Source organism: Streptomyces sp. NPDC088746, assembly GCF_044751065.1.
Classification (GTDB): domain Bacteria; phylum Actinomycetota; class Actinomycetes; order Streptomycetales; family Streptomycetaceae; genus Streptomyces.
The window spans coordinates 700682-718933 of record NZ_JBIVLA010000001.1; the positions used below are offsets into that span (position 1 = coordinate 700682).

Annotated in this window: 36 protein-coding genes; 33 read left to right on the forward strand and 3 right to left on the reverse strand. The window is 70.9% G+C overall.

What is annotated here, in order from left to right:
• The first annotated feature begins 38 nt into the window (after positions 1-38).
• The 15 genes from ACIP63_RS03310 (at position 39) to ACIP63_RS03380 (ending at position 8203) form a co-directional block, all read left to right on the forward strand.
• Positions 39-269: a hypothetical protein gene (locus tag ACIP63_RS03310; RefSeq protein WP_401510928.1), complete on the forward strand. Its 231-nt coding sequence runs from the start codon at positions 39-41 to the stop codon at positions 267-269.
• Positions 266-640, forward strand: coding sequence for a hypothetical protein (locus ACIP63_RS03315; RefSeq protein ID WP_401510930.1), 375 nt, complete (start codon positions 266-268; stop codon positions 638-640). Before ACIP63_RS03310 ends, ACIP63_RS03315 begins: the two co-directional genes overlap by 4 nt.
• A gap of 2 nt (positions 641-642) precedes the next feature.
• Positions 643-1467 (forward strand): YfdQ family protein, encoded by an 825-nt coding sequence (locus ACIP63_RS03320; RefSeq protein WP_401510931.1) that lies wholly within the window; start codon positions 643-645, stop codon positions 1465-1467.
• Positions 1467-1769, forward strand: coding sequence for a hypothetical protein (locus tag ACIP63_RS03325; protein ID WP_401510932.1), 303 nt, complete (start codon positions 1467-1469; stop codon positions 1767-1769). Before ACIP63_RS03320 ends, ACIP63_RS03325 begins: the two co-directional genes overlap by 1 nt.
• A gap of 19 nt (positions 1770-1788) precedes the next feature.
• The gene (locus tag ACIP63_RS03330) at positions 1789-3576 is read left to right on the forward strand and encodes an AAA family ATPase (protein WP_401510933.1); all 1788 of its coding nucleotides are present in this window, start codon (positions 1789-1791) and stop codon (positions 3574-3576) included.
• A 41-nt stretch (positions 3577-3617) separates the two neighbouring features.
• Positions 3618-4082 carry a PAS domain-containing protein gene (locus ACIP63_RS03335; RefSeq protein ID WP_401510935.1) on the forward strand — a complete coding sequence of 155 codons (465 nt, stop codon included), beginning with the start codon at positions 3618-3620 and terminating at the stop codon, positions 4080-4082.
• Between the two features lie 4 nt (positions 4083-4086).
• Complete coding sequence (locus ACIP63_RS03340; RefSeq protein ID WP_401510937.1) at positions 4087-4443, forward strand: hypothetical protein; 357 nt, start codon at positions 4087-4089, stop codon at positions 4441-4443.
• 77 nt (positions 4444-4520) lie between these two features.
• A complete protein-coding gene (locus ACIP63_RS03345; protein WP_401510938.1) occupies positions 4521-4871 on the forward strand; it encodes a hypothetical protein in 351 nt (116 codons plus the stop codon).
• A gap of 82 nt (positions 4872-4953) precedes the next feature.
• A complete protein-coding gene (locus ACIP63_RS03350) occupies positions 4954-5709 on the forward strand; it encodes a hypothetical protein (RefSeq protein ID WP_401510939.1) in 756 nt (251 codons plus the stop codon).
• A 4-nt stretch (positions 5710-5713) separates the two neighbouring features.
• Positions 5714-5929 carry a hypothetical protein gene (locus ACIP63_RS03355; RefSeq protein WP_401510940.1) on the forward strand — a complete coding sequence of 72 codons (216 nt, stop codon included), beginning with the start codon at positions 5714-5716 and terminating at the stop codon, positions 5927-5929.
• Positions 5926-6162, forward strand: a complete 237-nt coding sequence (locus ACIP63_RS03360; protein ID WP_401510941.1) for a hypothetical protein — start codon at positions 5926-5928, stop codon at positions 6160-6162. The genes ACIP63_RS03355 and ACIP63_RS03360 overlap by 4 nt, the downstream gene beginning before the upstream one ends.
• Positions 6147-6716, forward strand: a complete 570-nt coding sequence (locus ACIP63_RS03365; RefSeq protein ID WP_401510943.1) for a hypothetical protein — start codon at positions 6147-6149, stop codon at positions 6714-6716. The genes ACIP63_RS03360 and ACIP63_RS03365 overlap by 16 nt, the downstream gene beginning before the upstream one ends.
• Positions 6709-7335: a hypothetical protein gene (locus tag ACIP63_RS03370; RefSeq protein WP_401510945.1), complete on the forward strand. Its 627-nt coding sequence runs from the start codon at positions 6709-6711 to the stop codon at positions 7333-7335. The genes ACIP63_RS03365 and ACIP63_RS03370 overlap by 8 nt, the downstream gene beginning before the upstream one ends.
• 251 nt (positions 7336-7586) lie before the next feature.
• A complete protein-coding gene (locus tag ACIP63_RS03375; RefSeq protein WP_401510946.1) occupies positions 7587-7925 on the forward strand; it encodes a hypothetical protein in 339 nt (112 codons plus the stop codon).
• An 86-nt stretch (positions 7926-8011) separates the two neighbouring features.
• Complete coding sequence (locus tag ACIP63_RS03380; protein ID WP_401510948.1) at positions 8012-8203, forward strand: hypothetical protein; 192 nt, start codon at positions 8012-8014, stop codon at positions 8201-8203.
• A 17-nt stretch (positions 8204-8220) separates the two neighbouring features.
• Here the strand turns inward: ACIP63_RS03380 and ACIP63_RS03385 are convergent, their stop codons facing one another.
• The 3 genes from ACIP63_RS03385 to ACIP63_RS03395 form a co-directional block, all read right to left on the reverse strand.
• Complete coding sequence (locus ACIP63_RS03385; protein WP_401510949.1) at positions 8221-8433, reverse strand: hypothetical protein; 213 nt, start codon at positions 8431-8433, stop codon at positions 8221-8223.
• Between the two features lie 26 nt (positions 8434-8459).
• Positions 8460-8792, reverse strand: a complete 333-nt coding sequence (locus ACIP63_RS03390; protein ID WP_401510951.1) for a DUF6233 domain-containing protein — start codon at positions 8790-8792, stop codon at positions 8460-8462.
• A 76-nt stretch (positions 8793-8868) separates the two neighbouring features.
• Positions 8869-9168, reverse strand: coding sequence for a hypothetical protein (locus ACIP63_RS03395; RefSeq protein WP_401510954.1), 300 nt, complete (start codon positions 9166-9168; stop codon positions 8869-8871).
• A 160-nt stretch (positions 9169-9328) separates the two neighbouring features.
• Between ACIP63_RS03395 and ACIP63_RS03400 the strand changes: the two genes are divergently transcribed.
• From ACIP63_RS03400 to ACIP63_RS03485, 18 genes are all read left to right on the forward strand, one after another.
• Positions 9329-9667 carry a hypothetical protein gene (locus tag ACIP63_RS03400; RefSeq protein ID WP_401510956.1) on the forward strand — a complete coding sequence of 113 codons (339 nt, stop codon included), beginning with the start codon at positions 9329-9331 and terminating at the stop codon, positions 9665-9667.
• The gene (locus tag ACIP63_RS03405; RefSeq protein ID WP_401510958.1) at positions 9667-9822 is read left to right on the forward strand and encodes a hypothetical protein; all 156 of its coding nucleotides are present in this window, start codon (positions 9667-9669) and stop codon (positions 9820-9822) included. Before ACIP63_RS03400 ends, ACIP63_RS03405 begins: the two co-directional genes overlap by 1 nt.
• Positions 9823-9886: 64 nt before the next feature.
• Positions 9887-11401, forward strand: a complete 1515-nt coding sequence (locus ACIP63_RS03410; protein WP_401510960.1) for a hypothetical protein — start codon at positions 9887-9889, stop codon at positions 11399-11401.
• The gene (locus tag ACIP63_RS03415; protein WP_401510961.1) at positions 11401-11544 is read left to right on the forward strand and encodes a hypothetical protein; all 144 of its coding nucleotides are present in this window, start codon (positions 11401-11403) and stop codon (positions 11542-11544) included. Before ACIP63_RS03410 ends, ACIP63_RS03415 begins: the two co-directional genes overlap by 1 nt.
• Positions 11545-11553: 9 nt before the next feature.
• A complete protein-coding gene (locus tag ACIP63_RS03420) occupies positions 11554-12117 on the forward strand; it encodes a hypothetical protein (protein WP_401510963.1) in 564 nt (187 codons plus the stop codon).
• On the forward strand, positions 12114-12620 hold the full coding sequence (locus tag ACIP63_RS03425; protein ID WP_401510965.1) for a hypothetical protein: 507 nt from the start codon (positions 12114-12116) through the stop codon (positions 12618-12620). The genes ACIP63_RS03420 and ACIP63_RS03425 overlap by 4 nt, the downstream gene beginning before the upstream one ends.
• Entirely contained in the window at positions 12617-13234 is a 618-nt protein-coding gene (locus ACIP63_RS03430) for a hypothetical protein (RefSeq protein WP_401510968.1), read from the forward strand. The genes ACIP63_RS03425 and ACIP63_RS03430 overlap by 4 nt, the downstream gene beginning before the upstream one ends.
• An 86-nt stretch (positions 13235-13320) precedes the next feature.
• Positions 13321-13449, forward strand: a complete 129-nt coding sequence (locus ACIP63_RS03435; RefSeq protein ID WP_401510971.1) for a hypothetical protein — start codon at positions 13321-13323, stop codon at positions 13447-13449.
• 3 nt (positions 13450-13452) lie between these two features.
• Entirely contained in the window at positions 13453-13650 is a 198-nt protein-coding gene (locus tag ACIP63_RS03440) for a hypothetical protein (RefSeq protein WP_401510972.1), read from the forward strand.
• Positions 13651-13732: 82 nt separating this feature from the next.
• Entirely contained in the window at positions 13733-13855 is a 123-nt protein-coding gene (locus ACIP63_RS03445; protein WP_401510975.1) for a hypothetical protein, read from the forward strand.
• A gap of 4 nt (positions 13856-13859) precedes the next feature.
• Positions 13860-14270 carry a hypothetical protein gene (locus ACIP63_RS03450; protein WP_401510978.1) on the forward strand — a complete coding sequence of 137 codons (411 nt, stop codon included), beginning with the start codon at positions 13860-13862 and terminating at the stop codon, positions 14268-14270.
• A 112-nt stretch (positions 14271-14382) separates the two neighbouring features.
• The gene (locus tag ACIP63_RS03455) at positions 14383-14826 is read left to right on the forward strand and encodes a hypothetical protein (RefSeq protein ID WP_401510981.1); all 444 of its coding nucleotides are present in this window, start codon (positions 14383-14385) and stop codon (positions 14824-14826) included.
• Positions 14819-15229, forward strand: a complete 411-nt coding sequence (locus ACIP63_RS03460) for a DUF6221 family protein (RefSeq protein ID WP_401510983.1) — start codon at positions 14819-14821, stop codon at positions 15227-15229. The genes ACIP63_RS03455 and ACIP63_RS03460 overlap by 8 nt, the downstream gene beginning before the upstream one ends.
• A complete protein-coding gene (locus ACIP63_RS03465; protein ID WP_401510986.1) occupies positions 15226-15426 on the forward strand; it encodes a hypothetical protein in 201 nt (66 codons plus the stop codon). The genes ACIP63_RS03460 and ACIP63_RS03465 overlap by 4 nt, the downstream gene beginning before the upstream one ends.
• Positions 15427-15588: 162 nt before the next feature.
• Positions 15589-15948: a hypothetical protein gene (locus tag ACIP63_RS03470; protein ID WP_401510989.1), complete on the forward strand. Its 360-nt coding sequence runs from the start codon at positions 15589-15591 to the stop codon at positions 15946-15948.
• Positions 15949-16043: 95 nt separating this feature from the next.
• Entirely contained in the window at positions 16044-16565 is a 522-nt protein-coding gene (locus ACIP63_RS03475) for a hypothetical protein (RefSeq protein WP_401510991.1), read from the forward strand.
• Positions 16546-18051 carry a hypothetical protein gene (locus ACIP63_RS03480; RefSeq protein ID WP_401510993.1) on the forward strand — a complete coding sequence of 502 codons (1506 nt, stop codon included), beginning with the start codon at positions 16546-16548 and terminating at the stop codon, positions 18049-18051. The genes ACIP63_RS03475 and ACIP63_RS03480 overlap by 20 nt, the downstream gene beginning before the upstream one ends.
• The gene (locus tag ACIP63_RS03485; protein WP_401510996.1) at positions 18051-18242 is read left to right on the forward strand and encodes a hypothetical protein; all 192 of its coding nucleotides are present in this window, start codon (positions 18051-18053) and stop codon (positions 18240-18242) included. The genes ACIP63_RS03480 and ACIP63_RS03485 overlap by 1 nt, the downstream gene beginning before the upstream one ends.
• Positions 18243-18252 lie beyond the last annotated feature (10 nt).

Below are 18252 nucleotides of genomic sequence, written 5' to 3' on the forward strand. Positions count from 1 at the left end.
CAGGTCACCCGCGGGGCCTCCACGGCACAGCTCGCCGCGTGAGCGCCTACCCGCTGCCCGGCGGCCGGCAGATCGACGGCGTCCTCACCACGTCCTTCGGCCGCCATCTGAAGAACGGCACCTGGGCCGAGCACCCCAAGGCCAAGTACGAGTGCCTGCTCTGCCAGACCACCGAGGGCCCCGTCGTTGGGGCGGCCGCCGTCATCGCGTTCAACCAGACCATCCGCATCACCCACCAGCACCACACCCAAGGAGCACAAGCCGCATGACCGAGCGCACCAACCCCGAGACCGGCGAGATCACCGAGACCGCGCCCGTCGCCGCGTTCCTCGCCAGCCACCTCAACGGCCGGACCGAAGAGGAGCTGTCCGCCGAGTTCCACACCCTGCTGGAGGCCGTCCGCGCGCACGGCAAGAAGGGCCAGATGACGATCACCATCGTCGTCGAACCCCCGGCCAACGGCGTCGAGTCCGCGCCGCTTCCGATCGGTGTCGAGTCCGCGGTGAAGGCCCCGAAGCCCACCGCGGTCAAGTCGCTGTACTTCCTCGACGACGACGGCCTGCCCGTCCGCGAGGACCCCCGCCAGATGGCCATGGACTTCCGCACCGCACCCGCCACCCAGACCTTCAAGGACGCCTGAACATGACCTACACCGAGCTCTCCTCCACCAACGGCGAAGCCCAGACCATCGTCGACACCGCGCTCCGCTCCGCCCCGCCGGCCGAGCTGGAACAGGGCAAGGTCTACGCCTTTCACACCCCCACCGGTGTCCACAAGGTCGACCTCACCGGCCCGGCCACCGCCCCCGAGCGGAAGATCGGCACCACCACCGTGCGCGACGCCGACAGCTTCCGCGCCTACTTCGACAAGCACGCCGACACCGACTCCGAGGTCTACGCCGACGCCGACCGGCTCACCATCACCGCCGTCCTCGACGCCCACCAGGCCGACGCCCCCCGCTTCGCCTCCCACGTCCTCAAGCTGTCCCTCCGCGAGACCGACACGTGGAAGCAGTGGGCCGCCCGCGACGGCAAGCTCATGGACCAGGAGACGTTCGCCGAGTTCCTCGAGGACCACCTGCCCGAGCTCCTCGAACCGACGGCCGCCGACATGCTGGAAATCGCCCAGTCGTTCCAGGCCACCAGCAAGGTCGAGTTCCAGTCCGCCAGCCGCCTCGCCTCCGGGCAGCGCCAGTTCCAGTACGTCGAGACCGGCACCACGAAGGCCGGGCAGAAGGGACAGCTCGCCGTCCCGGAGACCTTCACCATCGGCCTGGTCCCCTTCGAAGGATCCGAGGGCTACCGGCTCACCGCCCGCCTCCGGTACCGCATCGGCCAGAACGGGCTCCAGCTCGGCTACAAGCTGGAGCGCCCCGACGAGGTCCGCCGTACCGCCTTCGCCGACGTCGTCAACCGGATCGACGGCGACATCGAGCAGCCCGTCATGAACGGCACCCCGGCCGCCTGATGACCCAGCGCGCGAGCAGGAGGGGCGGCGCCGACTCCCGCTGCCCCTCCTGCTCCGCCCCCCTCATCACCCAGTGGGTCGGCAACACCCTCGCCCTCAAGGTCAGCACCGACGGGACGCCCCTCACCCCCGCCGAGCAGGCCGCGACCCGCACCCCCAACCGGCTCATCTGGTGCCTCAAGAGCAGCGACCGCACCCCACCGCGGCTCACCTGGATCCACACCCCGCACCCCGCCGACTGCCCCCACCCCCACGTCACCGACCACCAGTGCCCGCCGGCCGAGCCCACCACCCTCTTCTGAACCACAAGGAGCAGCCACCGTGGATGTTGTCCGCCACATGAACCCGCGCGACCAGGCGGACCACGACGGCCTCAACCTCAACACCCCCCACGACGACGAGGCCGAGGACCTGGTTATCGGCGTGATCATGCACAGCGCAGACGCGTACAACGACGTCTCCGCGACCGTGAACCGGGACGACATCTACCAGCCGTCCCGCCGCCTCATCTGGGACACCGTCGCCGGGCTCGTCGCCGCAGGCACACACCCCCACCCCGTTCTCGTCCGCGCCGAAATCGAGAAGCAGGGACGCCTCCGCGAGGTCGACCACGGCAACCTGATCATCAAGCTCGGCACCGACTACCTCCCCCCGCTCCTGCTGCCCGAGTTCACCAACCGCATCGCCGAGTCCGCCCGCCAGCGCCGCTTCGACCAGCACGCCAACGACCTCAAGCAGGCCGTCCGCAACGGCCAGAGCGCCGACGACCTCGACGCGCTCCTCCACGCCTTCCACCAGGGCGAGCAGCTCCGCGAGACCACCGGCCGCGGACCCGCCCACCTCGTCGCCGCCCTCCTCGACTGGGACGACTTCTTCGCTACCGACTTCGGCGAGATCCAGCTGCTCCCCGGCAAGCTCATGGGCCCCGGACAGCAGATCTCACTCCTCGGCGACGGCAAGGCCGGCAAGTCCCTGTTCTGCCAGGAGTGGATGTGGCGCATGGCCACCGGCCAGTCGTTCCTCGACGACGCCCCGCAGGACCCGGTCCGCATCCTGTACCTCGACGCGGAGAACGGGCAGGAGCAGGTCCAGGAACGGTTCCTGTCCTTCGGCGCCGGACCCCGCAACATGGGCGCCCTCCGGTACGCCAGCTTCCCCCCGGTCCGCCCCCTCGACACGGCCGGCGGCGGCGCGGACCTCATCGCCCTCGTGAAGGCCACCGGCGCTGAACTCGTCGTCATCGACACCGTGTCCCGCTTCATCAGCGGCGCCGAGAACGACGCCGACACCTGGCTCAGCCTCTACCGCCACACCCTGCTGCCCTTGAAGCGCGACCGCATCTCGAGCATCCGGCTCGACCACTTCGGGAAGGAGAAGGAGCGCGGCGGGCGCGGCTCCTCGGCGAAGACCCAGGACGTCGACCACGTGTGGGAGCTGTCCGCCCAGGGCGGCGGGAGCCTCTCCCTGAAGCGCACGCACACCCGTACCGGGATCGGGCCCGACGAGTTCTCCATCGTCCGCCAGGCCCGCCGTGACGGCGACAACTGGGCCCACGGCGGGACCCGCCACGTCCTCATGACGTACGAGCACACCGGGCAGTACACGCCGGGCTCGGACGAGGACATCATGCGGCGCCTCGACGCCCACGGAGTGGCCCTCGCCGCCGGTAACCGGATCGTCAAGGCGGCCCTCATGGAGCTGGAGATCCCGGCCGGCAGCGACAAGGTTTCCCGCATCGTCAAGGCCCGCCAGAACCGGGCCAAATCGGACGGCCCCAACGTTCCCCCGAGACGTTCCCCCGACCATGATCAACAAGCGTTCCCGGGGAACGTTCCCCGGAACGCGTCAAGGGACGGTAAAGCCCCAGGTCAAACGTTCCCCGGTAACACCGAGGGAACACCAGGAACGCCCCCCGTTCCCCACGTCCCCCCCTCGGAGAGGGGGGACGGGGAGGGAACGGCAGGAACAGAGGACAACACAAAGCCCCTCTGCACCATCTGCGAAACCCCCCTCAACAGCGACTGGGCCAACCGCGGATACGACACCCACCTCGGCTGCGACCCCACCACTGGCAGCCACCCCGACACCCCCCGACACCCCGCCGCATAACCCACCCCAACCGGCCCCCACACCAACCACCAGGAGCACCCATGACCGACCAGCCCTACACCCCCGCCGACCTCATCGCCGAAGCCGCCCGCCAGCACGCCACGCTCAGCGAGGACGCCGAGTTCATGTGCGTCGGCGAGATGATGCAGGACTCCGAAGTCGCCAGCCTCGCCCCGCAGCACACCGCCGAGGACATCGACGGGCAGCCCAACGACGCGGACGGCGTTACCTGGCAGCAGCTCCTGCCGCTTGAGGCCGACGCCTGCGAGGCCTACGACCTGGCGCAGAACCGGATCTACGACCTGATCCGTGGAGCAGCCGACGTATCCGCGTGGGCTGTGCAGCTCGGTGCCGACGGCCTCCAGCCCGAAGACCACACCCTGACCGTCGAAGGCGACGGCCGGCCGCTGGTCCGCGTCCACGTGGCGTTCGCCCCCGAGCTCAACGACGACGCGCGGGCGGCGTTCATCCTCGGTCTCGGCCGCGACCTCACCGAAGCGTTCTGAGCAGATGCCGATCCGTCCGGAGAATCGGGACCGGTACCCGAAGGACTGGCCGGCCATCAGCCTCCGCATCCGCACCGTCCGGGCCGCGGGGCGCTGCGAGTGCCTCGGCGAATGCGGGCGCGGCACCCACGCCGGGCGCTGCCCGAACGTCAACCGCGGCCTGGCGTACGGCACCGGGTCCCTCGTGATCCTCACCGTGGCGCACCTCGACCACACGCCCGAGCACTGCGACGACGACAACCTCCGGGCCATGTGCCAGGGCTGCCATCTGCACTACGACCGCGAGCACCACCGGCAGACCGCGGCCGCCACCCAGCGCGCAGCACGCGAGGCCGCCGGCCAACTCGTCTTCCCCGTCTGAGCACGGAGCAGGGCGGCCCGCTCGAATCGGGCCGCCCCACCCGCCCAGTGTCCACCACACACCCAGGAGACAACACCGTGACCGAGCTCATCGCCCCGCACCGCGCAGCGGAGATCAAGCGCGCAGCAGCACGCCACGCCGCCGGAATGCTCAAGGTCTCGCTCAACGAGTGGGCTCCCCAGGAGTACGCCTCCGGCGACGCCCGCAACGACGCCGAGGAGGAGCTGCTCCGCGACGAGATCGAGCGCATCGCCGCCGACCTTCGTGGCCGCTCTCTTGTCGGCACCCGCCAGCCGTGCATCGCCTGCAACGTCACGCACAAGGTCAAAGAGAACGGCACCGTCGGCCACCACCACGGCATGGACGCCGCTGGCTTCTCCACGGGCCGCACCTGCCCCGGCTACGGCCGTCCCCCTGCCACCGCATGACCCCCGCCGCCCCGGGGCGTGTTCACCCCACGTCCCGGGCCGGTCACCCCGCACACCACCCCACCCCGCACGAGGAGACACCGTGTACCCGACCCTCTTCACCACCCCCGGCGTCAAGGCCTTCGCCGAGCAGATCGACGAGGAGCGCCAGGCGCAGCTCCGGAAGTTCGGGGAGCAACACCACCCCGACGGCACCAGCAACGACCCGACGTCCCGCCTCCTGCGCGACTCCGCCCGAGTCCTGTGCGACTTCGCAGCGAAGCGAGGCGAGGTGACCTGGCGGCACATCCTCGACGAGGAGGTCCGCGAGGTGATCGCCGAGACCGACCCGGTCGCCCTGCGTACCGAGCTGCTCCAGGTCGCCGCCGTCTGCGCCGCGTGGATTCACGACCTCGACAGCCGCGGCACCGTGACCGCGCCCCCGGAGGGCGAGGCGGCGAAGGAGGCGCAGAGCGGCCCGTTCCCGCAGCAGGAGTGGCAGAAGACCCCGTGCCCCCGCTGCAAGGGCAAGCACCCCCGCCACTGCCCCGACTGCCCGAACGACCCGCCGTGCGCCGACCACGTCTGCTCGTGGCCCATCGACGAGGCGCAGCAGCCCACGGACGGACGGAACCTGACCGCCCGGTGGGACGAGGCGGCGGGCAAGCCCACGCCGCTCTGCCGATGCGGGTTCGTCCCGATCGCGTGCGATGCCGACCGGGCCCCGTGCGCACCGCCCGAGCAGCCCGCCCCCGCCGTGACCGAGGAGACGAAGGCCGAGGCACAGCGCACCCGCCCCACCCCGTTCGAGTGCAAGCCCGGCAACCAGTGCAACGCCTGCGCCGTCTGCTGGAGCTGACCCCGTGACCGCCCGCCCCATCGGTATCGAGGTCGCCTGCGACGGACCCGCCGGCCGCGACGACTGCCCCGACAACGCAGCGATCCGCGCCCAGATCACGTCCCGGACAGCACGGCAGCTACGCGCCGACGGCCGCCGGGACGGCTGGACCACCCGCCGCGCCCCCGGTCGGCTCCTCGACATCTGCCCGCCTTGCCGCGTCACCAAGGCGCAGCAGTGAACGGCCCGAACCTGGCACTGCTCCTCGCCATCCTCACCGCGCTGCTCATCCTCACCGCCCTCATCCGCAGCGCCGAGCAGTACCACCGCCGCCGCCACGCCGCCTGGATCGCCCACCAACGCGCCATCGCCGGCACGGAGCAGCAGGACCCGGCAGCCCTCGCCGCCGGCGCGATCCGCGAAGGCTGGACCGATCCCACCCGAGAGGACCCGAGCCGATGGCCGACCTTGTGACCGACGAAGCCCGCCTCTTCCACCTCGCCGACCGCGTCCGCCGCGGCGTCATCCTCCCCGCCGAAAGCGAGCAGCTCGCCGACGTAGTCCAGGCCATGACCCGCCGCGTCACCGAACTCACAGCTGAGCGCGACCAGTACGCCGCCGCGATCAAGCAGCTCATCGTCCAGGTGAAGTGGACCGCCCACATCTGGGCCACGACGCTGGCTGACACGCTCCCCACCGACGAGGTCACCCGGGCCTTGTCCTTCCTCTGTTCCCCCGTCCCGCTCCCTGACGACCTGCGTGACGACCTGTGGCAGCGGATCTCCGCCGCCTACTACGTGCGGTTCGAGAACGACGGGCACCCCGAGGACGCCACGGCCGCCGCCGACGTCGCCATGTCCGTGGTCCGGCCCGAGCTGGAGCAGCTGGCGCAGCGCATCGCCGAGCTGGCCGCCGGCCAGTGCACCGACTCCCTCGCCGTGTGCGAACGACACCACCGGCTCCCCGTCGACGGCTGCCCCTACCCGCGGTGCAGTGCCGCACGGAAACGAGAGGCCGACCATGCCTGAGCCCACCGACCCCAAGCAGCCCGCGTACGACGCCGTGTTCGCCTACCTCCGCAGCCAGCCTGTCGACTTCATGCCGCTCACCGTCGTCGACCGGAACGCCATGATCTGGCACGCCGTGCACGCCGCGCTCGACGCTGCGCCCGGCCCGGAGCAGCAGGGCAACCCCCGCGTCCAGGGCCGCTGCCCCGCCTGCGGCAACGGACGGCTCTTCCTTGGCTCCGGCGGCTACGTCACCTGCCCCCGCCTCAACTGCCCCGCACCCGACGCCGCCAGCACCCTCCTTGAGGAGAACGCCGGCACCACGACCGTCACCGTCGAGCCCGACCCGTCCGACCTCGTCACCCAGCTCGGCCGCATCGTGCCCGCCTGCTCCGAAGGCCGCCACTTCCCGCCCCACCCCGGCGACACCTGCGACGAGGTGGACGCGTTCATCACCGCCCGAGACCAGTGGATCACCAGCGTTCTGACCGACCGCTGGCTCTACGGCGACGGCACCGGGGCCCCACTCGGTCTCGTCGCTGCGGCGGACACCCGAGTGCCGGAGCCGACCCCCGTGGAGCGGGCGCTCGCCATCCTGCGCCCGCACCTCGCAGCCGAATCCCTGTACCGGAAGGCCTGACCCATGCACCCCCAAGATCGCGCCCGCACCGTCTGGTTCCACGGCAAACCGTATTGGTGGACCATCGAGGAGCAGCGCCTCGTCCTCCGGCCGGCGGACTGGATCCTCACCGTCCCACCCGAGCCGCCCCCGGCCCCAGTGCTCGCCGACCTCGTTCAATGGCTGGCCGCCCGGCTACAGGTCAAGTCCGATTGTCAGACCCCCATGTCACCCTGACCACAACCCAACCCCAGACCGGATAGGCACCACTCATGGCACAGGTCGACAAGCTCCTCGAACGCCTCGTCAAGCGCGTCAACGAACACGGCGCCTTCTTCGACATCACGATCTTCGTCGGCGGCGCGATGATCAGCGGCAGGCTCGCACCCCGCACCAGCTGGCTCGACGCCCACATCTCCATGTTCACCGTCTCGGCCGACACCGCGTTCGTAGACGACTTCGCCCAGGAGGGCGCAGCGCCCAACGCGGAGGAGTACCTCCACCTCAGCCAGGCCAAGAAGGTGTACGGCGACGCGGCGCTGCCGACGAGCGGCGGGGCGTTCCGGGTTCCGCTAACCGAGGTTCAGGGATGGATGCCCGGTCGGGCGTAGGCTGCCCAATTCTTTCGAAGTAGCGGGCGCCCGCCACCTGCCAGGTGACGGGCGTCCGTCATACCCACCCACACCAAGGAGTGCACATGACCTACGCCGATGACCCGCAGCGCCTTGCCCGACTCCTCCGTGACCTCGCCCGCGCCCTGGAGGATGCCGGCGTGAACCCGTCCGGGAGCAGCAGCTCCCGCCACCTCATGGACGATGCGCGCAGCGCAGCCCGCGAGCTCGAAGGCCCGGACGAAAGGAGGAAGCCGGGGCGCGTCGTCGGTTTCTGAGACCAGGGGCCGAGCGGTCAGGCCGTGTCCCACTCGTGGGCGCGGCCTCCCCGCCACTCCACCCACTCCGGATCATCGAGCAGCAGTTCCGGATCCAGGAGCCCAGCTCCCTCGAGGAATACGAGCAGTTCATCGTCCGAGTACGCCAGCCCCAGGATGCGGCCGCGCACCGTGACCCGGCGGCCACCTGTGGGCGACAGCTGGTGCACGACGATCGGGGGATGCTCCATCCCCCCACCCTGCACCGGGTCCGCGGTCACAGCACGCCGAGCTCGGTGTCCGGCCGGCACTGCTGACACGCCATGCCAGAGTCCGCGGCGAGCAGGCGCAGCGCCTCGTCGCGGGTGATCGGTGAGGTGCGTTTGCCGCTCATCCGGCACCACCCCTGATGCACGGCGACGATCCGCCGGCCGACGCCGATGCCCTGCTCGACGATCCAGTCCGGTGGTGGGGGCGGGGCGTGGCGGGCGGCGATCTCGGCCTGGCGCTGTTCCTCGTCGGCGATCCACTGGCGGGTGCGCGCGAGGTCCCCCACCTGGACCCGTTCCAGGAAGCGGAGCAGGTCGAGCCGCGAGACTGATTCGTTCACGTGTTCGAGTCTACGGCGGGGCGCCCGGGCAGCGCGAAGCCCCCGACCGATGCGGCCGGGGGCTTGACTGCGTGCACTACTCGTTGGTCGGCGCCTTCGCGCGCGGCCGGTCCCTACCGGATCCGGTGTAGCCCCGCTCGATGTCCTGCACCGTCGCCAACGAGACCTTCAATGCGGCAGCGATCTTCCGATAGGACACCGGCGGATCCTGTGCACGCATGTCGAGCACGACCTCCCGCCGTATCTCCCGCCATCGCTTTCCCCGCTCCGCCTGGTCGGCCATCACCTCGCCGATCGCCCGGGCGCGCTCCTGCGGGTCGGCCATCGCCTCCACCGCATCCATGGCGTTGATCACGCGCTGAGCCTCCTCGGTCACACCCGGCCTCATCTCGTTGGGCGGGCCGCTTGCCCGGAGTGTACGGGGCCCCGTACAGTCTGGGGAAGTAGCCCAGCTACGAACGCACAACGGCCCCGGCCGGCGCTGGAACGCCACATGGCCGGGGCCGGTCATCCCCTGCTTCACCAGGAGGACAACCGTGAACGATCGTATCCGCGCCGCCGCCTTACCGGCAGACCACACGGCCCACGAGGAATTGTTGCACCGGCTTACCACGATGCCGAGCCTGGCCGCGCAGCTGCTCCTCGCCGCCGCCGCGCACCTCGCCAAGGTCAAGGACGACCAGCCCCTCACCATCGCCGGATGGGGCCGCGCCCTCGCCCTTGCCGACTCCCGGACCCTGTCCGGCTACCCGCAGACCGTCGCCGAGAACGCCGGCCACCGCGCGATGCGCGCCCTCTCCGCGGACCTCTGGGCCACCACTCGCACCCGCGGCGAGTGGGCCGTGATCCTGCGCGACACGGCGAGGACCGTCTGATGGCGAAGAAGCAGGCACAGCCTGCCGCCCCGGACCGTCAGCCGAACAGCGTCATCGCCGAGCCCGCCACGGTCGCCGCCTGCCGCGAGGACTACGCGAAGGGCGCAGCTGCTCGCGACGCCATGGGCAAGGCGGCCGCCCGCACCCGTCGCTGATCACCCCCGACCGGCCGGGCCCGCCACCGTGCGGGCCCGGCCTCTTCGCTCCTGGAGGAGCAGCGTGACCACAGACCAGCTCACCACCTGGGCGGTCGACCACCCATGGCCGGCCGCTGGCATTACCGGGGCCGTGCTCCTCACCGTGCTCGGCGCAGCGTGGGCCACCATCCGTACGGTCCGCTCCTGGACGTGGCCGCCGGCCCCCGTCCTCGTTGCCGCGGCCGGGGCTCTCGTGTGCACTGCGTACTCCGGTGACACCTCGTGGCGGTTCGCTGGGGAGCGCCTCGGCATGGCCGACAGCACCGAGCGCGCCGTGATGTTCGCGGCGGGGGAGCTCGCTCTCCTCGCGTGCGCCGTAATGGCCCGGGCGAACAAGGCGGCCACCGCCACCGACGAGCAGGCCGGGACCGCGGGTGTGCCCGGTGTTCTCGTCTGGGTCATCACCGGCGTACAGGTCATCCCCTGCTACGCCACGTCCGGCATGGTCGGCGGGACCGTCCGCGCGATCATCGGGCCCGTCCTCGCCGGGCTGCTCTGGCACCTGGCCATGGGCCTGGAGATCCGCGTCGTCCGGCCCGACGCCCTGTCGGCCGGGCTGCCCGCGATGATCGGCCGGGAGCTCCGGGAGCGGCTGCTGTCCCGCCTCGGCCTCGCGGTCCGGGACCGTACCGCGGAGCAGATCACCCGCGACCGGGCGACGGCGCGCGCGGTGCGCCTGGCTGCGCTCCTCGAACTTCGGCCGAAGGGGTGGCTCGCGTCGCGGCGTCGCCGCCGCCTGGCCGCCGCGGTCGCCCGCTCCGGGGCCGGCACGAACGAGGCGCAGCGCCAGCAGCTGCTCCAGCTGCTCGCCGCCCGCCGTACCTCCGGCCTGCTCTCCACCCTGGAGCTGGACTCGCCGTGGACGGGTACCCCCGTACCCGCCGAGCCGTACCCGCGTACCCCGCTCGGCGTCACCGGGGCGCAGCTCCGTGCGATGGACCCGTTCGACGTGGTGCGCCAGGTGCACTCCGCGCACCCGGAGGTGGAGCCATCCGCCCTCGCTGCGCTGTGCACGGAGTACGGGGTACCCGTTTCGGAGACGCAGGTACTCATGGCGCTGCGCCCGGCCCGACAGCGCCTGTTCTCCGACGCCACCGCACCCCCGGCGCTGGAGGCCGCGGCCGAGGTACCCGAGCAGGTACCCGCCCCTGGCCTGGAGCTCCACCTCGTGGCGACGCCCGAGGTACACCCCGAGGTACGCCACCGGGTACCCGTCGCAGCTGCCGACGCCCGCACCCCGCGCATCGACGTCCGCATCCCCGCCGAGGACGAGCAGGCCGAGCCGGAGCACACCGCCGTACCCGACCCGGAGTACCCCGTACCTGGCACACCCGAGTACCCCGTACCCGACGAGGACGAGGTACCCGACGAGGACGTACCCGAGGGCGACCGAGACGTACCCGACCCCGACCCGCTCATCGCCCGGGCCCGGGCCGAGTACGGCACCGAGGTACCCGGGGTGCGCGCCCTCAAGGCGGCGTACGGCGTCGGGCAGAAGCGCGCCCAACGCATCCGCGACGCCCTCGGGAACAGCTGATGTTCGCCCTCTACTTCCTCGCCGCCACCTGCTTCGCCCTAGCCGGCCTCTGCGCCGTCGCGCTCCGCGAGGTCCCCCGCATCACCGGCACCGCCGCCCTCATCGTCACCCTCGCCGCCCTCGGGCTGGCCATCACCCGCTGAGGAACCTCCATGGCCGAGACACCGATCACCCCGACCCGGATCATCCCGGCCGGCGCCCCGCTGCCCGACCGCGGACCGCTCCCAGGCGAGATGCCCCCATGGTGGAAACCGCCCACCCCACCGACTCCGCCCCCACCACCGACCACCCCGCCGCCCCCACCGGCCCCTGCTCCGCTGCCGGTCCCGGCGCCGCAGGTCCACGTCCACGTCGTCATCCCCTACGAAGAGCCGCCCGAGCCGACCCGCCGCGAACGCCTCTGGGCGTGGCTGCGGACGATCGGCCGGCCCTGGCAGGTGTGCGGCGCGCTGCTCCTGGCCGTCGTCCCCGTCCCCGGCCTCGGGCACAGCGCCGCGAGCATCTGGGCGTACGGCGTTGGCGAGGCCCGCGCCGAGTGGGGAGCGCAGCAGGGCTACGCCCTCGCCGCCGTCCCCCTCGCCTGGGCTGTCCTGCGGGCCGTCAAGCACGGCCCGTCGCTCCGGCGCCTCTGGCTCGGAGTCATCGGCACCTTCGGCCTGATCGGTGCCACCGACCTGTTCGACATCGTCACCCTGCTCACTGGAGTCACCCGATGAACGCCGCAACCGGCCTCAGCCTCGCTGGAGTCGCCACCGCCCTCGTGATCATGTGGGCGAACTTCCGCCCCTGGTGGAAGGGCGGCCGCGACCCCAAGGCCCTCATCCCGTACGGCGCAGGATGGCTGCTGGGCTCCCTCGCCACGGTCTGCGCCGGGGGTGCGCTCGGCTGGGGCGCAGCAGGAATCACCGGGCTGCTCTCCAAGGGCGGCGACACCGCAGTCGGCAGCCTCGTCGGCACCGGGGCCGCCGCCCTCGCCTCCAGCCGCATGGGATCGCTCACCCCCGCGGGCGGCATCGTCGTCTGCGTCGTCCTCGCCGGGGTGATCCTCCTGCACCGGGCATCCGGCAAGCAGGACCGGCGCCGCATCATCGGCGGCATCATCACCGGCGCCGTGCTCGGGTTCCTGCCCGGCGTCGCCGCCCAGCTCGGATGGCTCCCCGACACCGCGAACATGATCGGCGCATGGGGCGAGTCCCTTGGCACCAAGGGCAGCCTGTGAAGCGGGCCGCGGTCATCTGGGCCGCCCGTACCGCGACCGCGCAGCGCCTCGCCAACGGCAGCAGCGCCCTCCTTGCCCGAATCGGCAGCCGGACCGCCGCCTGGATCCGGGCCGGCCGCCGCGACGACCTCACCGGCCTGGCCGCCGCCCTCGGCTGCATCACCCGCACACTCATCGTCGCCGGTGGGGCGTACGCCCTGTGGCGCATCGTCCGCGCCGCCCCCGCGCTCCTCTGGGCCCTGGTCCCCGTGTGGTGCTGGGCAGCCCTCCGGACCGCTCCCCGCCCGGCCACCGAGCCCGCTCTGGAGGAGGCCCCCGAGGAGCCTCAGCCCGACCCCCGCGACGCCGTCCTTCAGCTGCTGTACGAGGCTCTCGGCGACCGGCCCGCCATGTACCTCTCCGACCTCCTCCAGCACCTCCAGGAGAAGGGCCACGGGAAGGGCTGGACGGTGGCCGGACTGAGGGCCCGCCTGGAGGCCCTCAACATCCCCGTGGAGATGCGGCTCAAGACCGGCGGCAGAAACGCGAGCAGGGGCATCGTCAGGGCCCAACTCCCGCCCCTCCCCGATGGCCAGGAGACGGTGCCGTCTCCCGCCTCGTCTCCCGCTGCCTGACCTGCACGTCTACCAGTTCATCTACCGGCATCTACCCACGATCTACCGGCGGATCTACCACCGGTCTACCCACCCAGGAGGACCCGATGAGCGACTACGACGACATGACCAACGCCGACGTGATGAGCGCCGACGAGATCGCCGAGTACGACCAGCACGACGAGGCCGTCCTCGACGCACAGGACGAAGAGCGCTGGGCCGCCGAGGAGAACTGACCCATGGACACCACCGAGATCACCCGCCGCATGGAAGAAGCCGTACTGGCCGAGGAGCGCGGTCAGTACGACCAGACGATCCGCCTCTATGACCGCCTCGGCAAGGACATTCAGGCCCGGTGCGGGCGCTTCGACTCCCGGGCGATTGACGCGTTCGAGGGCATGGCCCGCTCCATCCACAAGAGCACCAGGACCGCGTAACCCCCGGGGCCGGCCGACTCACTGCCAGGCGAACGGCCGGCCCCGGGCCACCCATCCCCATCACAGAGACAGGACCACGATCATGGCACTGAAGAAGACCATCAGCATCGGCGAGCTGAAGAAGAAGAACGACGCGAGCCAGGCCGCCCGTACGGCTGAGAAGAGCGAACCCAGCCCCACCGGCCAGCAGCAGACGGGACGATGACCCCATGGCCGACATCCAGCTCCCCGACGACATGGCCGCGTACGGCGGCATCCTCATGGACACCCGCCCCTGGCTCTACGCCGACGCCGCCGCCGACGCACTGCGCCGCCTCCACCACTGCACCGACGAGACCGACGTAGAGGGCTGGGAGACCCCCGCCGACGGGTACCGCGTCGTCGGCCACCTCGTCACCCTGATGCAGCGCATCCCCGACCTGCTCGCCGACGTTGAGTACCTGATCGCCGGACACGACCAGGCCATCGAGGCCGCCGGCGCCGCCGACACCCCGACAGAGCTGCGCGCGCTCTACGCCGAGATCAGGGGAGCGCAGACCGCTGCGCGGGAGACCATCGCGGCACTTGGCCGCGTTCATGCCCAGCTTGGCCGCATCAAGTCGAAATCCAAGCAGGGATGAAACCCCGCCGTGCGGACCGCCCCGCCCGGGAACTGTCCGCGTACGCCTAAGACCCCCGGCCCGATGCCCCGTTGCCCACCGCAGCGGGGCATCGTTGCGAGAGGATGACCCCGTGGACGACACCATCACCATCCGCTGCACCACTGCCATCGACGGCTGCCAGTACACCTGCACCATGCCCGTACCCCGGGCCCTGTGGGACGACTCCAGCGAGGAGTGGCGCAGCGAGTTCCTCGATACCTGCCGCGACAGGACCGCGGTCTATGTCCGGCATGAGACCGGAGTTGAGCTGACCGAGCAGCAGACGGCCGGCATCGCCGTCGCCCTGGACCGTGACGAGGAGAGCGAGGTGCTGGCGCGGCTCGTGACAGTGACGTTGTTCGGCGGCCCGCTCGACGGTGAGACTGTGGCGGTGGACTTGGCCGACCCGGAGCCGGGCATCGGGATCATCGCGGCGGGCTGCTCATACCCTGGTGGCCGGTCCTGGTACGAGCCGGGTGCAGACGGTCGGTGGGCATGGAAGCACGACATCCCTTGGGGGAAATGTGATGGATGACCTGGTGCAATTCCTCCGCGCACGCCTCGACGACGACTCTGCAGCCGCGAGGGCCGCATCGTGGGATGAGGACGGCGACCGATGGGACACGCAACACCAGGGGCAGTGGTCCGTCATCGATCACACAGACGATGGAGTCATCGAGGTCCCCCCGCACGCGGCCAACGATGCTGGAGTAGCCCAGCACATGGCCCGCCATGACCCGGCCCGTGTCCTGCGTGAAGTGGAGGCCCATCGGCTCCTGCTGAAGCGGTACGACGAGCCGGAGACCAGCCCCGACCTGCCCGACTCCATGAACAAGCTCACCAGCGGCGTGCAGCGACAAGTCCTCGCCGACGTGTTCCGCGTATTGGCCCTGCCGTATGCCGACCACCCCGACTACCAGGAGACGTGGAAGCCATGAGCCCCTTCAAGGCCACCGTCACGCCCGAGCAGCAGGCCGCGACGCAGGCCCGTGTCACCGAAGTCTGGGCCCCGTTCACCGCAGCGATGCAGGCAGCCGGTCCCGTGATGGCGCACGCTGCCCGTGAGGCCTGCGCGTCCTTGGCCCGGGTGGCCGCTCCGGCTGGGGCAGACCCGGCGGCAAGTCCCCGCCCGTAGACTCATCGCATCATCAGTCACCTACCCAGGTGGTTGCTTCACTGGCCCCGCCGGACTGCGCCCGGCGGGGCCGGCTGCTCTCCCGCGGCTTCACCATTCCTTCACTCTGCAACCTTCGGTCCCGCATGATGTCCCCGACAAGCACCCGCCCTTGGGGGACCCATGAACCGCACCACCACCGCCGCCATCACGGCCGGCATACTCCTCGCCACGCTCACCGCATGCAGCGGCAGCAGTACCGAGGACAAGCCCACCACCCCGGCCACCACCGCTGCGGCCACGCCGACACTCGATGCAGCTGCGGCAACGCAGCAGTGCGTTGACGCCATCGCCGAGACCATCAGCAACCGCGCCGTGGACTTTGACCCGGAGAACGACTCGGACCCGAAGCCGCCGGAGTGCGACGCCGTCCCGGAGGACGAGTACCTCGACGCCTACATGGACGGGCTGAATCAGTCCAACCGAGATGCTCTCCAGGACCGTCAGGAGCAGCGCGACAAGGAGGCCGAGCAGGATCAGTAGACCGGCCCGGCCTGCGCAATGGCCCACTCCACACGGCTCCATCCGCCACCACGGAGTGGGCCATTGGCCTACCCTGAGCGGGAAGGGAGGCACCAATGGTGCAGGACGACAGCCCCATGGAGCGGCTTCGCAACGGCAAGGGCAGGTTCGACCGGAGCATCACCTCGGTGGAGCGCGACGCTGCAGCGGCCGGCCTCCGGGCCGACGGCAAGACGTACAAGGAGATCGCAGCCGAGCTGGGCTACTCCGACAAGGGCGAGGCCTGGCGCGGTGTCCAGAAGGCCAAGGCCGATGTAGCCCGCGAGCCGGTGGCCAAGCTGATCCAGACCGAGGCGGCGCAGCTCGACGCCCTGTACGTCGCTGCCCTCGAAGTCCTGGAGCGGGATCACGTCATGGTGTCCCACGGCCGGATCGTGAAGGACGACGACGGTGAGCCGCTCCTCGATGACGGGCCGAAGCTCAACGCGATCCGTGAACTCCGGGCGCTCCGTGAGTCGTACCGGAAGCTGTTCGGGACCGACGCCCCGTCCAGGGTGAGCGTGGACGCGCAGCAGCTCGGCGCCGAGATCAGCGCCCTGTTCGACCGGGTCGACGGCGATGACAGCCCCAGCGCCTGACCTGGAGCACCTGCGCCACCAGATCGACCAGCTGGTGCGCGCCGGTGACACCCGGCAACTCAAGGTCGTACGGGACCAGCTGAAGAACCACATCGACAAGCGGGCCCTCGCGAAGCGCACCCGCGAGTACGGGACTGCCCCGGTCCGCTGGGTGCAGGAGCGCCTCAAGCAGACGGTGTGGTCGAAGCAGCGCGAGATCCTTGCCGCCGTCCGGGACCAGAGGAAGACCGCGGTACGGTCCGGACACGGCGTCGGCAAGAGCTGGACCGCCGCCCTGGTTGCCTGCTGGTGGCTCGACACCCACCCGCCCGGCGAGGCCTTCGTCGTCAGCACGGCCCCGACGTTCTCCCAGGTGCGCGCGATCCTGTGGCGGTACATCCGCAAGCACCACCGCACTGGCAACCTGGCCGGCCGCGTGAACCAGACCGAGTGGCTCATCGACGACGAACTCGTCGGGTACGGCAGGAAGCCCGCGGACACCGACGAGGACGGGTTCCAGGGCATCCACGCCCGGTATGTGCTCGTGATCCTCGACGAGGCGTGCGGCATCCCGGAGCAGCTGTGGGTGGCTGCCGACGCTCTGGCGACCGGCCCGGACTGCCGGATCCTTGCGATCGGCAACCCCGACAACCCGGCCTCCCATTTCCGGAAGGTGTGCACCCCGGGGTCCGGCTGGCACCAGATGAGCATCAGCGCGTTCGACTCCCCGAACCTCACCGGCGAGGACGTCCCCGACGAGATGGCCGCGGCCCTCGTGTCCCGCGAGTGGGTCGAGGAGAAGGCCACCGAGTGGGGTGTCGACAACCCGATCTACCGGGCCAAGGTCCTCGGCGAGTTCTCGACGGACGCGGCGAACCAGGTCGTCCGCCAGTCCGACGTCGCCAACTGCCGGGCCGCGACCGACCGCAGACCGAAGGCGGAAGAGCTGGAGCCCGTCGAGCTCGGTGTCGACGTTGGCGGTGGCGGGGACGAGACCGTGATCCGGGAGCGGCGCGGCCGGCGCGCGGGCCGCGAGTGGTCCGCGCACACCGACCGGCCGGAGGTGATCGCACCGCTGATCATCCGCGCGATCAAGGAGACCGGGGCCACCGCCGTGAAGGTCGACTCGATCGGCATTGGCTTCGGGGTGATCGGCGAACTCCGCAACGCGGCCACCCGCGGCGAGCACTCCGCACTCATCGTTGCGGTGAACGTCGGCAGCGCCGCCTCGGAGCCTGACAAGTTCATCAACCTGCGCGCCGAGATCTGGTGGTCACTCGGGCGTGGTCTGTCCGAGTCGGGGGGCTGGGACCTGGCGATGATGGACAACGCCGACACCACGGTGGCGCAGTTGCTGGAGCCCCGGTGGGACACCGACCCCAAGGGGCGGATCCGGGTGGAGAAGAAGGACGAGATCCGTAAGCGGCTCGGGCGCAGCCCGGACAATGCCGATGCCCTGCTGCTCGCGTACTACTCCGCGGGCCGCCCCCGAGTGAGGTGGCTGTGATGCCGAAGAAGTTCCTGTCCATGGTGGCCAGCACCGGCCCAAGGTTGAAGAAGTTGCGGCCGACCGCCATGACCACCGCAGGATTTACGCTAATCTCGGCAGGAAGCTGGAGTATCTTCGGTCAAGGTGTTGGTCTGATCACCGGAGGAATCCTCACCGTCGTCCTCCAGTGGTGGGTCGACAGCGACTGACGGGCAGCGA

Excerpts from the sequence above, each read along its gene's own strand:
- ACIP63_RS03315 (WP_401510930.1), top strand. The coding sequence starts at position 266 with ATGACCGAGCGCACCAACCCCGAGACCGGCGAGATCACCGAGACCGCG.
- ACIP63_RS03320 (WP_401510931.1), top strand. The coding sequence starts at position 643 with ATGACCTACACCGAGCTCTCCTCCACCAACGGCGAAGCCCAGACCATC.
- ACIP63_RS03325 (WP_401510932.1), top strand. The coding sequence starts at position 1,467 with ATGACCCAGCGCGCGAGCAGGAGGGGCGGCGCCGACTCCCGCTGCCCC.
- ACIP63_RS03335 (WP_401510935.1), top strand. The coding sequence starts at position 3,618 with ATGACCGACCAGCCCTACACCCCCGCCGACCTCATCGCCGAAGCCGCC.
- ACIP63_RS03340 (WP_401510937.1), top strand. The coding sequence starts at position 4,087 with ATGCCGATCCGTCCGGAGAATCGGGACCGGTACCCGAAGGACTGGCCG.
- ACIP63_RS03365 (WP_401510943.1), top strand. The coding sequence starts at position 6,147 with ATGGCCGACCTTGTGACCGACGAAGCCCGCCTCTTCCACCTCGCCGAC.
- ACIP63_RS03370 (WP_401510945.1), top strand. The coding sequence starts at position 6,709 with ATGCCTGAGCCCACCGACCCCAAGCAGCCCGCGTACGACGCCGTGTTC.
- ACIP63_RS03375 (WP_401510946.1), top strand. The coding sequence starts at position 7,587 with ATGGCACAGGTCGACAAGCTCCTCGAACGCCTCGTCAAGCGCGTCAAC.
- ACIP63_RS03380 (WP_401510948.1), top strand. The coding sequence starts at position 8,012 with ATGACCTACGCCGATGACCCGCAGCGCCTTGCCCGACTCCTCCGTGAC.
- ACIP63_RS03385 (WP_401510949.1), bottom strand. The coding sequence starts at position 8,433 with ATGGAGCATCCCCCGATCGTCGTGCACCAGCTGTCGCCCACAGGTGGC.
- ACIP63_RS03405 (WP_401510958.1), top strand. The coding sequence starts at position 9,667 with ATGGCGAAGAAGCAGGCACAGCCTGCCGCCCCGGACCGTCAGCCGAAC.
- ACIP63_RS03415 (WP_401510961.1), top strand. The coding sequence starts at position 11,401 with ATGTTCGCCCTCTACTTCCTCGCCGCCACCTGCTTCGCCCTAGCCGGC.
- ACIP63_RS03420 (WP_401510963.1), top strand. The coding sequence starts at position 11,554 with ATGGCCGAGACACCGATCACCCCGACCCGGATCATCCCGGCCGGCGCC.
- ACIP63_RS03425 (WP_401510965.1), top strand. The coding sequence starts at position 12,114 with ATGAACGCCGCAACCGGCCTCAGCCTCGCTGGAGTCGCCACCGCCCTC.
- ACIP63_RS03435 (WP_401510971.1), top strand. The coding sequence starts at position 13,321 with ATGAGCGACTACGACGACATGACCAACGCCGACGTGATGAGCGCCGAC.
- ACIP63_RS03440 (WP_401510972.1), top strand. The coding sequence starts at position 13,453 with ATGGACACCACCGAGATCACCCGCCGCATGGAAGAAGCCGTACTGGCC.
- ACIP63_RS03445 (WP_401510975.1), top strand. The coding sequence starts at position 13,733 with ATGGCACTGAAGAAGACCATCAGCATCGGCGAGCTGAAGAAGAAGAAC.
- ACIP63_RS03450 (WP_401510978.1), top strand. The coding sequence starts at position 13,860 with ATGGCCGACATCCAGCTCCCCGACGACATGGCCGCGTACGGCGGCATC.
- ACIP63_RS03460 (WP_401510983.1), top strand. The coding sequence starts at position 14,819 with ATGGATGACCTGGTGCAATTCCTCCGCGCACGCCTCGACGACGACTCT.
- ACIP63_RS03465 (WP_401510986.1), top strand. The coding sequence starts at position 15,226 with ATGAGCCCCTTCAAGGCCACCGTCACGCCCGAGCAGCAGGCCGCGACG.
- ACIP63_RS03470 (WP_401510989.1), top strand. The coding sequence starts at position 15,589 with ATGAACCGCACCACCACCGCCGCCATCACGGCCGGCATACTCCTCGCC.
- ACIP63_RS03475 (WP_401510991.1), top strand. The coding sequence starts at position 16,044 with ATGGTGCAGGACGACAGCCCCATGGAGCGGCTTCGCAACGGCAAGGGC.
- ACIP63_RS03480 (WP_401510993.1), top strand. The coding sequence starts at position 16,546 with ATGACAGCCCCAGCGCCTGACCTGGAGCACCTGCGCCACCAGATCGAC.
- ACIP63_RS03485 (WP_401510996.1), top strand. The coding sequence starts at position 18,051 with ATGCCGAAGAAGTTCCTGTCCATGGTGGCCAGCACCGGCCCAAGGTTG.